The organism is Slackia exigua ATCC 700122 (assembly GCF_000162875.1).
GTDB classification, from domain to species: domain Bacteria; phylum Actinomycetota; class Coriobacteriia; order Coriobacteriales; family Eggerthellaceae; genus Slackia; species Slackia exigua.
Genome location: NZ_GG700630.1, coordinates 1278622 through 1293358, shown reverse-complemented (window position 1 = coordinate 1293358; position 14737 = coordinate 1278622). Strand labels below are relative to the sequence as shown.

General features: G+C 57.6%; 10 protein-coding genes. 4 read left to right on the top strand and 6 right to left on the bottom strand.

Annotation, left to right across the window (positions count from 1 at the left end; translation table 11 throughout):
• Window positions 1-187 precede the first annotated feature (187 nt).
• The gene (locus HMPREF0762_RS05580) at window positions 188-1792 is read right to left on the bottom strand and encodes a helix-turn-helix transcriptional regulator (protein ID WP_040619078.1); all 1605 of its coding nucleotides are present in this window, start codon (window positions 1790-1792) and stop codon (window positions 188-190) included.
• Between the two features lie 787 nt (window positions 1793-2579).
• On the opposite strand from HMPREF0762_RS05580, the gene HMPREF0762_RS08970 reads away from it, so the two are divergent.
• From HMPREF0762_RS08970 to HMPREF0762_RS05560, 4 genes are all read left to right on the top strand, one after another.
• Complete coding sequence (locus HMPREF0762_RS08970; RefSeq protein WP_050759679.1) at window positions 2580-3245, top strand: IS3 family transposase; 666 nt, start codon at window positions 2580-2582, stop codon at window positions 3243-3245.
• Between the two features lie 331 nt (window positions 3246-3576).
• Window positions 3577-3852 carry a hypothetical protein gene (locus HMPREF0762_RS09350; protein WP_006362531.1) on the top strand — a complete coding sequence of 92 codons (276 nt, stop codon included), beginning with the start codon at window positions 3577-3579 and terminating at the stop codon, window positions 3850-3852.
• 455 nt (window positions 3853-4307) lie between these two features.
• Window positions 4308-6194 (top strand): FAD-dependent oxidoreductase, encoded by a 1887-nt coding sequence (locus HMPREF0762_RS05565; RefSeq protein ID WP_006362530.1) that lies wholly within the window; start codon window positions 4308-4310, stop codon window positions 6192-6194.
• 12 nt (window positions 6195-6206) lie between these two features.
• Window positions 6207-6923: a succinate dehydrogenase/fumarate reductase iron-sulfur subunit gene (locus HMPREF0762_RS05560; protein ID WP_006362529.1), complete on the top strand. Its 717-nt coding sequence runs from the start codon at window positions 6207-6209 to the stop codon at window positions 6921-6923.
• Between the two features lie 1194 nt (window positions 6924-8117).
• On the opposite strand, the gene HMPREF0762_RS05555 is transcribed toward HMPREF0762_RS05560, so the two are convergent.
• The 5 genes from HMPREF0762_RS05555 to HMPREF0762_RS05535 form a co-directional block, all read right to left on the bottom strand.
• Window positions 8118-8897 carry an ABC transporter ATP-binding protein gene (locus tag HMPREF0762_RS05555; RefSeq protein ID WP_006362528.1) on the bottom strand — a complete coding sequence of 260 codons (780 nt, stop codon included), beginning with the start codon at window positions 8895-8897 and terminating at the stop codon, window positions 8118-8120.
• 6 nt (window positions 8898-8903) lie between these two features.
• Window positions 8904-9896, bottom strand: coding sequence for an ABC transporter substrate-binding protein (locus HMPREF0762_RS05550; RefSeq protein ID WP_245935556.1), 993 nt, complete (start codon window positions 9894-9896; stop codon window positions 8904-8906).
• Between the two features lie 27 nt (window positions 9897-9923).
• Window positions 9924-10982 carry a FecCD family ABC transporter permease gene (locus HMPREF0762_RS05545; protein WP_006362526.1) on the bottom strand — a complete coding sequence of 353 codons (1059 nt, stop codon included), beginning with the start codon at window positions 10980-10982 and terminating at the stop codon, window positions 9924-9926.
• 147 nt (window positions 10983-11129) lie between these two features.
• Complete coding sequence (locus tag HMPREF0762_RS05540) at window positions 11130-12878, bottom strand: ABC transporter ATP-binding protein (RefSeq protein WP_006362525.1); 1749 nt, start codon at window positions 12876-12878, stop codon at window positions 11130-11132.
• The gene (locus HMPREF0762_RS05535; RefSeq protein ID WP_006362524.1) at window positions 12875-14617 is read right to left on the bottom strand and encodes an ABC transporter ATP-binding protein/permease; all 1743 of its coding nucleotides are present in this window, start codon (window positions 14615-14617) and stop codon (window positions 12875-12877) included. The genes HMPREF0762_RS05540 and HMPREF0762_RS05535 overlap by 4 nt, the downstream gene beginning before the upstream one ends.
• Window positions 14618-14737: the final 120 nt, after the last annotated feature.

Here is a 14737-nt window from a genome sequence, read left to right as displayed (position 1 = left end):
CGCTCGAGGCGCGTCCCCCTTTCCAGGGTAAACCGGTTGATTCGGATGTCGACCGCTTCCATTCCGGGCAAATCGTGCCCTCGTCGAAGCAAAACCGACAGGCTCGAGCCTCCGACAGCCCGGACTTCAACCAGCCCGAACGGCGGACCGCTTGCGCATAGGCCGATTAAAGCGAAGGAACCGTATATCAGCGAACGGCGTACCTATCGATGAATTCGATAAGCTGTTGCTTGTTGGCAACGCCCGCCTTGAGGTACACATGGCGAAGATGGGTCTTCACGGTTTCTCGGGATATGAACAGCTTACGGCCGATTCCGTCCATGCTGTATCCGTGAACCGCCTCGACCAGAACTTCCTGCTCGCGCGCCGACAGTCCGTATTCCTTGCAGAACGCTTCGAGCCTGTCGGCGAAATTCACGACCGCGTGCCTTTCCCTCTCACGCTCAATATCCGCCGGAGCTTCGGATGCGCCCCTTTCGCACGCCTCGCCCAACGCGGCGTTGCTGATGCCGCCTTCGAGATCGATTCCTTCGAGGGCGGCGCCTTCCTTATGAGAAGCATCCATCCCGCGAACGACATCTGTCCTCATCCCCATACGACTTCCTATCAGGAAGAAGAAAAGCCCGTAAAGAGCCATGAGCCACAGGCACACGCACGCAATAGCCCAAATGAGCCCCGCATTGGCATAGAACCATTCGTTCAAACCGGATGCGATCAGGCGTGCAAGGGCGGTCGCAAGCTCGAACAAGCCGTAATACAGCCCGAAATACAGGTAGACATGCCGGGGGTCGTCGTAGGCCCGTTGCGCCAGAATCATCCAGAACATAACCTGGAATATCGTGTAGGCGCACTTCACCATGCTGCCGGAAAGAGGGGAATCGGTCAACCAAAGGAAAGGAAGCAGCGCGCAGCCCGTAGCAAACAATGGGACCGAATAACAAAGCATCTCGGTGAAGCTCAGCTTCTCTCCTCTCAAGGATCCGTATATGACGAGCAAAGCCAGCGTGGCAAGCGCGAATATCTCATTCGTCGAATCGTAAAGGCCGGACTTCATCCCTTCGGATGAGCAGATGTGGGCCACCAGGCCGAACACGAAGGGGAACAGCGTCGCGCTCACGAACAGAAGCGCCCACTCCCTGCCTTGGCTCAAAAACGAAAGCACCTGCTCCTCGCTGCTCTTGTGCGGCAAGCCGTACTGCATGGGATTTTCCCGTTCCGAACGCGCGTGCGTCTTCCTCTTCAGACACACGGCGAGCAACACGATGCCGAGGGCCTTACACGCGGGCCGCGCGGCAAGCACCGCCTCGGGAGGCAGATACAGGCAGGTCGCATAGAAAAATTCGTTGAGCAGATAGGCGACAGGAAGGGCAACGGAAGATAGTCGGGCATCGAACGAGGCGATCAGATGCGCGAAAAGGAGAGTTATACCCGCCTCCCCTATGCCTGCGAACAACCCCGAAAAGATATTGAGAGGCAGGACTTCTCCACGCGAAGGGTCGAGAAGGGCGAGCAGGGTATAAGCGACAAGATGGATAGCCACGCACGCCGTGCTCACGAAAAAGAGCTTCTTCACGGACGGAACGGAGCTACGGAACAGCCATGCGATGCAGAGGCAGCCCGCAACCTTGACGAATCGTGCGATATGCACCGTGTAATCAGGAATCCCGGCGGCGTCGCTGCGCGCCGTCCAAACCGCGGAAAGGAACACGGCGAATCCCAGAACGGCCAGGCACAGCGTGACAAGCGAGCTGCGCTGCAGACCGTTCGACGCGCACATGTCCTGTTCGGTCATGAAACCCCTCCATTTCCCTTCGATATCCCCTAGCGTACAGCACTGCACGAAAAAGGTACCGAAAAACACGGAGAGGACGTCCGACACGCATGGCCCCAGCGTGACGAACGTGACCTTTGCGTGACGGATTCGACCTTCGCCAAATCGAAGGCGTCCAACGGCACGGCGACCGCCCTTCGCCAGACCCCTCATGACCCCGGCTGCGCAACCCGAACGTCAGACCAGCTGCGCCGCATGATCGACGAACTCCCGAGCTGATGCCTGCGCTGCACGCTCGAGTTATATGCCCAAGCTACATGCCCGAGTCGAATGCCTGCCGTATGTCCGAGCCGCATGTCTGCTGTGCGTCCGAACCGCATGTTAGAGTTGCATGCCTGCGCTGCATGCTCGTGCTGTACATTCGAGTCGCACGCCCGAGCAGATTCCAATTTCGGGGAGTTCTGAGAATCCGCGCACGCGACGGGGCTCTCGATTCCAACTTTTAAGAGTTCGGGACAACGGGCGAAATCCTGGACGCTCCGGACGGCTCCTCGGGAAGGAGCCGGAATGCATTCCAAGAGGGAGAAGGAGGCGGTCCTGGCGCAGTTCCACGCCAGCGGCCTGCGCGTGCACACGGCGTGCAGGGAGCTGCCCGGGTTCCCCTGCGACGAGACCCTGCGCAAGTGGCTGGAGGAGGAGGCCCGAGGCCCGCGCGACCCGCCGGAGCTGCGCCGGAGGGGCTCCGCCCGCGGGCGGGCCAGGCGCCGCAGGTACCCCCGAGGCGACGAGGAGGGAGGCCGCCGGGCTCGTGCGCGCGGGGGTCTCCCCGCCGGTCGCCGCCCGCAGGCTCGGCGTGTCCTCCGGATGCCTCGTCTCGCGCTGGGCGCGCGCGTCGCGCGGTATGCCTTCCCGCGAGGACCGGGGCATAGGAGGGCCGGAGGAGAGGACGCCCGCCGGAGGCGGGGAGCGGGCCGAGTGGCGCGACTGGGCGGCGGACCTGCCCGAGGACCCGCGGGAGCGCCTCGCGGCCCTGGAGCGCAAGCGCATCGAGATGGGCGCGGCGTTGGACGTCCTGAAAGCACCGGGCCCTGGCTCTTTGAGCCGCCGGGAGAAGGCGGCGGCGGCCGGGGCGGCGAGGGCGGCCGGCGTTAGCGTCGCGGCCGCCTGCAGGGACCTGGGCCTCGCCCGCTCGATGTCGCGCAAGGGTCGGTCGCCGGACAACGCACGGGCCGGGGGGTTCTTCGGGACCCTCAAGCAGGAGTTCTTCTACGCGAGAGACTGGACGGGGGTGGGCTGCGAGGAGTTCGCCGCCGAGCTCGGCGCCTACATCGTCTGGTACCGCGACCGCAAGCTCAAGAAGGCGCTGGGATGGAAGACGATGCGCGAGCATCGAGAGGAGATGGGGGGTCGCCGTCTGAGGTGTCCAAAAAACGTCCGTCTTCCCAAGGTCATGAAGGCGAGCTTTCCAAAATAGGCATGCGAAGGTATGTCTGCAGGGGCTGTGTGAGTTACTTCACGTCTGTTGCCGGCATCGTCTTCAAGGATCGCAAGCTTCCGATCTCGACATGGACCGACTTCCTCGCGCAGCTGTTCTCTCGTGACGGCCTTGAGTCGACGACAAGGGAAGATAGGTGCAGCGTCACCGCGCATCCATACTGGAGGCAAGCTGTTCGTAGTGCTTTCCGGCATGCAGGACGATGCGGTCCTGTCCGGCAACTTCCAGATTGACGAAACCTATTCCCGGTCGCCTTGCGCGATGCCGCCAGGATCGACGAGAGCTACCCCGCAGATTCTCGCGCAACCAGATGTGCATAGGAGTCGGATGCGACGCCAAGCCAGCGGTCTTCCTGTGGGAGCTTGGCAAAACGAACTCCGAGAAGACCATGAAGGCGTCCCGCGCCGGGGTCGAGAAGGAGTCGAGTGAATTTGTATACAACTCGGAGGAAATCTGCAAACTGTCCGACAAGAAAAGCCCGATCACGCAGGCCAATCGCCTCTGCCACCTCGCGAAGCACTTCCTCAAGTCCCATTCCGGGCTCAAGAAGGACAATCGCAGGGGCTCCTCGCCGTCTTCTGCATGATGTCCAACCTATCGGAAAGCAAGATGAAAAGGCGGCCTTCGCGCTGGATCGTGCTATACGTAATCCGAATACGCCCCGGTTTAGAGAGTTCTATCACACGCGAACAAGCGAAGTGCATTAAATTCATCTGCTCCCAGCAGGGGGGTTCCTTGTTTATTGCCGAGAAGGGACCTTGTGGCGGCTGGGGTATCTCGCATGGCTCGGCGAAACTGCGTTTGACATGCCAAAATCCGATTAGTCCCTCAAGCTGGTCTAGAGGGGGCTCAGGGGAATTTCTTGCTTTTGGTTTTAAAACCTTTTAGTATGAGGATAATAGGGGAAATAGAGATTTATTGTGGCTTTTTTGCTCTGTATATATGCCAAACGGCTACGCGATGTGAAGACACCACCGTCGAGCGAGGGACGGCGTTGGAAGTGTAGGTTTGTTTTTGGGTCTATGGAGAAGGGAGATTCTTATGCAGAGCGAAAAAACAAACATACCAAGGAACGCCTTCAACAGGCGTGATCTCCTTAAGGGCAGCGCGCTTATCGCCACAGGCATCTTCGCCGCCAGCGCTCTTCCCGGCTGCGTGCCAAAAAATCCAGGCTCAGAAGCTGGCTCGGCCGTTGCCGACCTGGAAGGGGTAAACTACGAGACCTATGACACCGATGTTTTGATCATAGGAGGCGGCCTGTGCGGCATGAATGCCGCACAGGAGGCCATCGAAAAGGGCATAAACGCCATCGTCGTTGAGAAATCCACCATGGGACACGGCGGCGCTGCGGGCATGAATTGGTACGCGGTTATCAGTGAGGTCCAAGACCCCGCAACTTCAGTCAAATATGACATCTTCGCCGGTGCCGGCTTAGTCAACCAGAACGTTGCCAAGGCCGTTGACGACTGTGCAGGCAAGGAAGGTGGCGTTCCCCGCTGCGTCAACCAAGGCACGACTTTCCTCGAGCGAAACGCGGATGGAGCCCTGGTCAAAAAACCCGTCGCCAACGACTTCAGCGCGAAAGGCGTGTACACCCGACATGGGGCCGACTGGCTGGCGGCGCGCGGCGTGAACGTAGTCAACAACACCATGATCACTAACTTGCTTGTCCAGGACGGCAAGTGCGTCGGAGCGATGGGCATCGACCTGCTCAACGGCGTCATGCGCGTGTTCCGCTCCAAGGCAACCATCTCCACTGCCGGCGGTGGCGCCTGGATGAACGGCTGGGTGACCGTTTCCGCATGCACTATCAATTCCCCCGACAACACGGGCGACTTGGATGCCATGGCCTTGCGCCACGGCGCCCGTCTCCACAACATGGAGCTCAATATCTACGATCTGATCATGATTTATCCCACAGGTATCGCCTACTCCTACAACGGAGCCCTAGGAAACGATCCCTTGTACAAAGACAGCGTCTGCGACGCAGACGGCAACTTCTGGATGCGCGAGATGGAGTCCCCGATTCCACGCAATACCTATATTGCTGAAGTCGCCAAGAAGGTTCGCGACGGAAAGGGCAGCGAGCATGGGGGCGTGTACGTCGACCTTCGAGACAAGGACGGCGTACCCTCCGAGGAGATCAAGAAGTTCGGCAAGTACTACGCCCGTAACATCGACCCTCTGCGCGAAAAGTTCGGGTTCGACATTCGCAAGGATCTCATTGAGGTAATCGTCGAGCAGGCTGATACCGTCGGCCACCCTGTGGCCGACGGCAGCTTCATGACCGACATCCCCGGCCTATTCTGGGCCAACCCCTCCAAGCTCTACCGCCAAACGAACAACAGCCTCTTCGGATCCGTCATGGCCATGCGCAACGCCGTCGATTACGCCCGATCCGATTCCGCACCGATTCCAGGTGACGAGGTTTGGACCGCACTCAAGGACGAGTACGACCGCCTTCAAAGCCTGCGTACGGCTAAGGTTGACGACCCACTGTATCCACATCAGATCCGCCATGCCATTCAAGCCGCCGTCAACAAGGGCCTGGGCGTCATGAAGAACGAGACAGACATGCAGGTATGTCTCGACGAGCTGCGCCGCATCCGAGAGGAAGATATGCCCCGCATGGCCCTGCGCAGCGACACCATGGTCTACAACACCGAATGGAAGCAGGCCATCGAGAATGTCAACCTGCTCGATTTCGCCGAGGCAACCACCGTCGCTGCCATGGCGCGCAAGGAATCACGTGGCGTTTTCATCCGCGACGACTATCCCGAGAAGGACGACGAAAACTTCCTGTGCGCCATCGGCGTGACCATGAAGGACGGACAGATCTCCACCGAAAAGTTCGACTTCGACTTCTCCGTCTTCGACCGCGATAAAGTTCTCGACATCATCAACAATCCCTGGCCGAGCAAGAAGTAAGGAGAGTGCGGCATGAAGGTCACCGTTTTGCGCTTTGATCCCTCCAAGGATCCCGAGCCTTATGAGGCGTCCTACGACGTGCCCTGGCACGAGTACATCACCGTGCTCGAAGTTCTCATGTATATTTATGAAAACTACGACCCCATCGCGTTCGACTACAGCTGCCGCGGCCGCGTGTGCGGCCGGTGCGGCGTCATGCTTGACGGGGAGCCCTGCTTGGCGTGCTACACGGTCATCGATTCCGACCGTAGCATCTCCCTTGCTCCGCTCAACGGCTTCCCCGTCGTGAGGGACTTCATCGTCGACCGCAGTAAATTCCAGAATCGCATTTCCGCCATTTACGACCGCCAGCGCTATCAGCCGCTTTCGCTAGATGAAATCGATACCGAGTACGACCCCGCGGTCGTCGACAAGGCCAAGGGAATCGAATGGTGCGCGCGCTGCATGCTCTGCGTGTCTTCCTGCCCGGTGGTAAACAGCCCCTCTGGCTCGAACGGCTATGTCGGCCCGGCCGGCCTGGTTGCCTTGGGCCTTCGCTTCTACGATCCGAACGACCAGGGCAACCGCGTGGTCGAGGCTGTGCAGAACGGCCTGTTTGACTGCATTCAGTGCGGCAAGTGCGATGAGGTTTGTCCGGCAGCTGAGATAGATCATCTTGGCATTTACGCCGACTTGCGTGCTGCTGCCGAAGAGCAGGACGTCGTTCCGACCAGACAGGCCGAAGTCTAGTTTCGCTCTCGCCTTACCAGCGCTGGCTTATCCGAGAACCCGGATTCCCTCCATCTGGGTTCTCTCTTTTTCGTATGGAAATCCATGATGCCTTAGACTGTCGTCTAATTCGCATCGACGGCTCTAATATGATTTGGTCATGCGCAAAACTCCAGATTGCTTGCCTTCTTCTCACGGCGCATTTGGGATATCCGCATCGTGTTTCGCATCGCTTTTTTAGGCGAGGTCGGCTTTGGGCGACGAGTAGTCTGCATCTGTATGATTCCAGCGTGATTCCGTTGGCTTTCATAGGGGAGAGAACTATGCAATTCCAAGGCTATCGAAATTGTTCGACACCGCTAGCATCAATATCGAAAAGCATTCTCGGGAGAAGTCTTCCTCGTTGCGACAATCAGTGTGAATTGCGGGAAATGTTGCACAGAGGAGACGGCGAGCTACCGAATCGTAGATTAAGACCGTAAAGTCGCCACATCTGCTCTCTGTAAATTATTTTGTCGAACGCAGGTAAGAATAGGTAATGCCGGTTGGAGAGACCGACGCTGTCCAACCCGTCGAAGAAGATACTCAGTTTCCACATTGCGCTCCTAAATAAGAGAAAACCGGGCGATTTGCAGCAAGAGTCGCAAAGGAATTCTAGACCCCTGCCAACCGCATCGCGGCTTATGCTCTATCCTGCATGCCCCGATACGGAACTTTGAACTCAACGCCAGTAGTCGAAGTATCGTTTTCGCAGGTTAATTTATTTACTCTTTGGTTTGCGATTTTGCTACTCAGTTAACTCGGGGTTCGGTCCGAAGGACCCGATTTCGACGTAGGCTCAGTCCTTTTCTGAGTAAAGGGGGTCCCCTGGCTCAAAGGATTTACTTCCTGCGTCCCCTCGTGTATTCTTCACTATCGTGTACTAAAGTAGAACTCAGTGTTGAGTTCCAGGTGAGTTCCACTTTCGGGATGATTCCGTGCACCTGAGAATAAATAAAGCCGCTGTTCAAGCGGCCCGCTGAGTTAGCGCTCTCCCATTTTGCGACAACAGAGTGGGAGAAAACCCTTGAAGAGCTACGCGACGGCATCGTGAAACATAGGCTCTCGAGAGTGGACGGCCTCACACGTCTAGGATACCGCACTGTCTTGCTCGGAGATTACGTGGCCCTCTTCTTCCAAGATGGCGACGACGCACCTACCGAATTAGATGCAGCCTCACGATTCGAGCGGCAGCATAACGAGCTGCAGCACGTCATCCACGACAAAACGCTTGGCGGACATCCGGTAAACCTTCTCTATAAGATCCGCGCGCAGTATCTCATCCGGAGTGCCCGTGTCGACTACGGCACCATCGTCAAGAACGGCCAGGTAGTCGCAATACCGAGCAGCAAGATTCAAGTCATGCAAGACGACCACCGCCGAAAGGTTTTTCGTGCGCACGGTTTGAAGGATCTTATGCTGCTGAAAAACGTCAAGATGATTCGTCGGCTCGTCTAGAAGAAGGACATCGGTTTGCTGAGCTAGGGCTCGTGCTAACATAGTGCGCTGGTATTCGCCGCCGCTTATCCCTGTGATCGGACGGTTCTGTATTTCTTCTATCCCCAGCTCAGCAAGAGCCTCATCCACAATAGACTCATCCTTTGCGGTGAAGCCTTCGAACACGTTGCGATACACCGCGCGCCCAAGGCGCACATACTCGCGAATCGTCAGCGGGATCGATGCAGATTCCGTCTGCACCACGACGGCCATCCGTTTTGCCAGCCGCTTCGTGGAGTAGCTGCTCAGCGCATCGTCCATGAACACGATATCACCGGATGTCGGGTTCATGGAACGGTACAGGCATTTCAAGAACGTGGATTTGCCCGATCCGTTCGGCCCGATTATCCCGAAGACGCAACCGTGCGGGATAGAGAGGCAAACCCCACTCAGCGTGGGATTTGCCTCTCGGGTTCCCGCATAGCGGAACGTTACGTCTTTGCAGTCGAAAAGCGCCATGAATTCCTATTTCAGAGCATCGGAAATGGTCTGCATCGCATCCATCATTTTCGGCGTAGGCCAGGTGTTATGGTTGGAGATGCCGATGATCTTGCCGTCCTTGACCGCCTTCATGGTATCGGCGCCCGGCTCGGTGAGCAGTCGAGCCTTATCCTCTTCGAAGGTAGAGCCGGTGCGGCCATATTTGACGATGATCACATCCGGATCTTTTTCAAGCACGGCTTCCCAATTCACCTCTTCGAGATACGGAGCTTCTTCATTGGCGAAGATGTTCTCCAGTCCCAAATGCTCCATCATCTGGCCCTCGATGCTTGCATTGCTGACCGACATCACGGGATATTCCGGAGAGAAGTAGAACAGCATCACTGCGGTCTTTCCCTTACCGGGCTTCGACTTGTCGAGCTCTACCATCTGCTGTTCGAACTCTTCGGCCTTCTGCTCGCCGCGCTCGGGCTGTCCAAGCACCTTGCCAAGTTCACGCAAATCACTGCTGATAAGCTCGAACGGAGTCCCTTCCGGAACCACCAGGGATCCAGCGCCGTCGGCCTTCGCGTGCGCGACGCCTGAGTTCGGCATGATCACTTTGATTCCGGCAGCTTCCACCTTTTCAGGATCGAATCCGGTGAACGTATCCGTAATGACGAGATCGACATCTTGGGAAATGATGCTCTCGGTGCTCAGCTCGCTGTCCGAAATGATTTCGGTTCCCATGGCATCGGCTTCCGGATTCGGATCTTTGAACTCGCCCGAGCGATACGCGAACTGTCCCTTTTCTGCAAGCTCGGCCGCATAGATGGCCGAAGTAGGCCCGGAAGTGAGAATCTTCTTCGGAGCCTCGTCGAACGTGACTTCGCGACCACCGTAGGTATACGTCACCGGATACGCAGCATCCATCGACGCCGACGACGCTTCGGTCGAGTTGTCGGCGGAATTCGAACAACCCATAAGGCAACCGACCAGCACGGCGCTGACGGCCAACGCTGCTCCCACTTGCTTCATCATCCTTGTTTTCATCATCTTCCTTTCTCAATCCCTTCCCTGTTTCCCTGACTTCCTTTTCGTTTCCAACCCGCCGCTTCGGCTATACTGCCGGCGCACCAATGCGATGAGGACGGGGGTCCCGACCAGTGCGGTAATGATGCCGATGGGAATCTCCCTCGGTTGGAAAGCGATTCGTCCGATAACATCCGCCCAGACCATCAGCGTCGCGCCGAGCAGCGCCGATACGGGAATCACGGATCTATTGGTAGCGCCCACTAAACGGCGTGCCGCATGCGGAATCACCAGGCCCACAAAACCGATCTGACCGGCCACCGACACCAGAACGGCGACGCATGCCGATATCAAAAGCATGCTCGCCATCCGCAGATGTTGCGGATGAAAGCCGCTGACCTGCGCGGTTTCATCAGAGACCGATATGGCATCCAGGCCCGATCCTATTCCCATTCCGACGATCATCGTTGCCAGCAGCGCAAGAACCGGAAGCAGCATCTGGTCCCAGTTCGCAAGCGCCAGAGATCCAAGCATCCAGAACATCACCGAGCGTGCAGCGCCTTCGTCGCCGGATGCGAAAACCATCAGGTTCGTGAGCGCCGTCATGGCAAAACCGATCGTAATGCCCGCGAGAATCACGCGACTGGATGTCAGGGTGCCGCCCGTCGAGGCGATCGCGAACGCCGCGACTGTGGCGATGACGGCACCGATGAATGCCGCACCGGCCAATCCGAACGCGCTGCCGATTCCGAACACCAAGATGAGGGCTGCACCAGCAGACGCACCCGATGCAGTGCCCAGCAGATACGGGTCTGCCAGCACATTGCGCACCAGGCTTTGCATGATGGCACCGCAAATAGAAAGACCTGCTCCGACGATTGCGGCGAGCACTATGCGCGCGCCGCGGACATCCCAAACGATCACTTCGTCACGTGGGCTGAACGAACCCTGGCTTCCGGAAATCTTGCACCAGAAAACCTCCAGGACAACACGTGGCGAAATATCCGCGAGCCCGATTCCGAAGGCCGCGAATATAGAGGCGATCAACAGCAGAGATCCCACAATGACCACTAAGACCGCACGTCGGTTCATCCGCAGATCATCCTTATTCGCACATCCTTCAAACTAGGTATCTGAACGGTCGGATTCGATTATTTTATTCCAATAGACCTAAAAAAGTTAGACATGTCTAATTTTTTTAGGCGAAAAAGAGCGTTGACGGCATGGAGCAGCCCTACGTCATCCCGTTACGGGCTCCATGAAGGCACGGTATCGTGGGCAATCCCGTAAGAGCTGTTCATGGGTGCCGAAAGCCGAGAGCTTGCCGTCCTCGACGAATGCCACCGAATCTGCCGAACGTATGGTCGAGAGGCGATGCGCGATGGTGATCGTAGTTCGACCCTCATACATGAAACGACCTGCTGCGACGAGTTTCTGCTCTAGATTCGGGTCGAGATTCGACACCGCCTCGTCAAAGATCACGATCGGAGAATTCTTCAAAAACGCCTGGGCTAGACTGAGACGCTGACGCTGTCCGCCCGAAAGCGTCGCGCCACGTTCGCCGATCAACGTATCCAGCTGGTCCGGTAGCGCACGGATCGTTTCATCCAGCTGAGCGATCTCGAGAGCCTGCCAAAGCTCGCCGTCGGAAGCGCTCGGCTTGGCCATGCGCAGATTGTCCCGTACCGTGCTGCGGAATATATACGGATGCTGCGGGACAAGCGTCACAAGCGTGCGCAGTTGGCTGAGCGGAATGGAATCGATCGGCCTGCCTCCGATGCAGATGCTGCCGGATTGGGGCTGATAGAGCCTCACGGTCAGCGCCGCCATCGTGGACTTGCCAACCCCGGTCCGTCCGACGAGCGCCACCGACGAACCTGCCGCGATCGAAAGGCTGAAATCATCCAGAATCTTGGCATCATCGGTATATCCGAAAGTCAGATCCTGGTATTCGATGCCCAACGCTTCGTCAGGGAAGTCTGCCGATTCGCCGTTGTCGGGAATCTGCCGAGGCATGTCGACCAATTCGAAGAACCTGCGCGTCGCGCCTGAAACCTCTCCGAGCTTACGGAGCATGCCTGAAAGGCTCAGGCATGCTTTGCAGGATGCACTGAGCAGCATCATTGCGGACGGTATATAGGCAAGCTCCACGCTGCCGGCCTGATTCAGCGCAAGCAGCCAGGCCAACGTACCGATGGTTGCAGTTGAAATCATGAGCTGCGAAACCGCGATCTCGATGCCCGAGCGCACGATATACCAGCGCTTGCATCGTTGGACCTCCAGGGTTGATTCTCGAATCACGTCCAGCTGCCGATCGATCAGCCCGAGGCTGATGATCTCTCGCGACCCTTGGATCATTTCCAGAGAGCGGCTTTTCTGCCTGGCAAGACTCTGTCGAATGCGTTCACCCTGTCGGGTTTGCAAGGGCAAAGTGAGTATCGGCACAAGCAGAACCGCCGTAGCGGTTATGAAAAGGATCATCCCGGATGGACCGACCAGAACGATCATGACGATCGTGAAGATCGCATTCGCCGCAACCGTGGCTAGGAAATCGATGACGGTATGGGCGTAGAACCACTCGGTAATCTCGACATCGGACATGGCCGCGGCAGTGACGTCCCCGGTCGTCCTGTGCTGCAGCCCAGAAGGGCTTACGCGATTGATGGCATCGAAGATCTCGATACGCAGATCCGCGATGATCTTATAGCTGTAAACGTGCGCGAACCACATATCCAGCCACCAGGTCACTCCCACCGATAGAACGAGAACCGCCAGGCCGGCCAGCGCCCACCAGGCGATGCCGTCTATGTGATTGACGAGCATGATATGGGAGACGAGCGCCGCTCCCAGCACATTAAGAACCGTCACGCAGATGCGATGCAGCAGAAGCATCGCGAAGATGAGCGCGACGTATTTCTTATACTGCGTCAGTCTCGGCAAAAGCCGCGCAAGCGGATCGAAGGCTTCACGAAATGCATTCTGCTTCATGATCGAATCAGCTCCTGGGCGGTAGCGACGAGGGCCGCATAGGTACCGTTTCGGAGCAGCAGGCTTTCGTGGTCGCCGATTTCAACGAGGCTGCCTTTCGATAGGACGACGATCCTATCGACCTGACGAACGGTTTCCAGACGGTGGGCGGACACGATGACGGTCAAGGTTCTGCCTTCGCTGGATAGTTTCTTGCGATGGTTCTCGATGGTGGACAAGACGAGCTGCTCTGCTCCAGAGTCAAGAGCCGACGTGGCTTCGTCCAGCAGCAGAATCGGGGTATTGCGAAGCAGCGCGCGGGCGATGGCCAGACGCTGGCGCTGGCCGCCGGAAACGCCGCTGCCGCGTTCTTGCACGCGAATATCCAGCAGCTCGTCGATATCGGCGATATCATCGAGTCCAAGCGAGAGGCAGAGTTCGCGCAGCTGCTGGTCGGAGGCTTCTGGTGCGCAGGCTCGCAGATTGTCGGCAATGCTGCCGTCGAAGATGACCGGCTCTTGAGGAACGAGCGTAATGAGCGAAGACAGGTCCTCGCGAGAAAGCGCGCGGAGATCAATGCCGCCGATGCTGATCTTCCCGCTGGACGGATCGCCGAACCTGAGCAAAAGACCGAGCAGGGTTGATTTACCGCATCCGGACTGCCCCACAAGCGCAACCGTCTCGCCGGACCCGATGGTCAAGGAGATATCATCGGTTGCGCGAGACTTCGTCGACGGATAGCAATACGAGACCTGATCGAAATGAATATCGAACACGGTCGGAGGCGCCTGGCTCGGCAAGTCGTCGTCATGAGGCGTTCGGGCCTTCAGCAACCCAAGCGCTTGCTGCGCAGTTGCATAGCCATGGAAGCCGGCATGCCAATTGGAGCTAAGATCCTGAAAAGGACGGAAGAGCTCGTAGCTCAGGAATAGGCACCAGAACAGCTGCGCGATGTCTACATGCCCATGCCAGACCTGGACGATGCCCAGCGCCAGCACGATCACAGGTCCGCCGTTCACCATCCAAGATGAAATCGCGGACCCCAGAAGCGAAATCCGCATCTGCGACAACGTGGCGGACAGGAGGGTCCGGGCAGCGTGGATGATCTTGCTCCGCTGCTGCTCCACGTTGTTGAAGAGCTGCAAGGTCGTCATGCCCTGCATCGCATCAACCACCTCGGCATTCATTTGAGAATACTGTTCCCAATGCTGGTAGCCGCGACGATCCAGCACCTTGTTCCATAGATTGGGAAGAATCGGGGCAAGCAAAGCCGCGCATCCGCCCACGAACGCCACCAAAGGATCCAGTCGGAATAGCAAGACGATGGCCACGGTCACGGTTACGATGGTGACGCCGAGCTGCGGAATGTATCGTCCGTAGTAATCTTCCAGCAATTCAACGCCATCGGTCACGAGCGCCTCGACCTCGCCGGTGCGCTTCGAAGACAGGCCGAACGGACCCATCTTGTTCAGATGCTCGAGAAGCCGCACCCGGACATCGAGCTTGATGCTTCTGCCGACCCGACTGACAAGCAGCTCCTGAACGAGCATAACGATCGGACGCACCAGAAGAACTACGGCGAATAATCCTAAAAGCAGCGTTATGTGAGAGAAATCCCATGCATACAGCGTGGCGAAGATGCGCGATATGAGCCAAGCCTGGAAAAGCAGGATGCCAGATAAGGCCAAACCGATGAAGAAGGACGCGACCATGGGCAACCATCCGGCACGACCGAGCCTGAGGATGTCGTAATGGGGCATGCTCTTCCTCTCCGATAAAAGTTAGATATGACTAACATATCGGAAAATTAGCAGGTCGGACGTATTCTGTCTAGCGCACGTTCCGTTTTGGGAACAACGAGGGCGTGGCTGGACGAATTT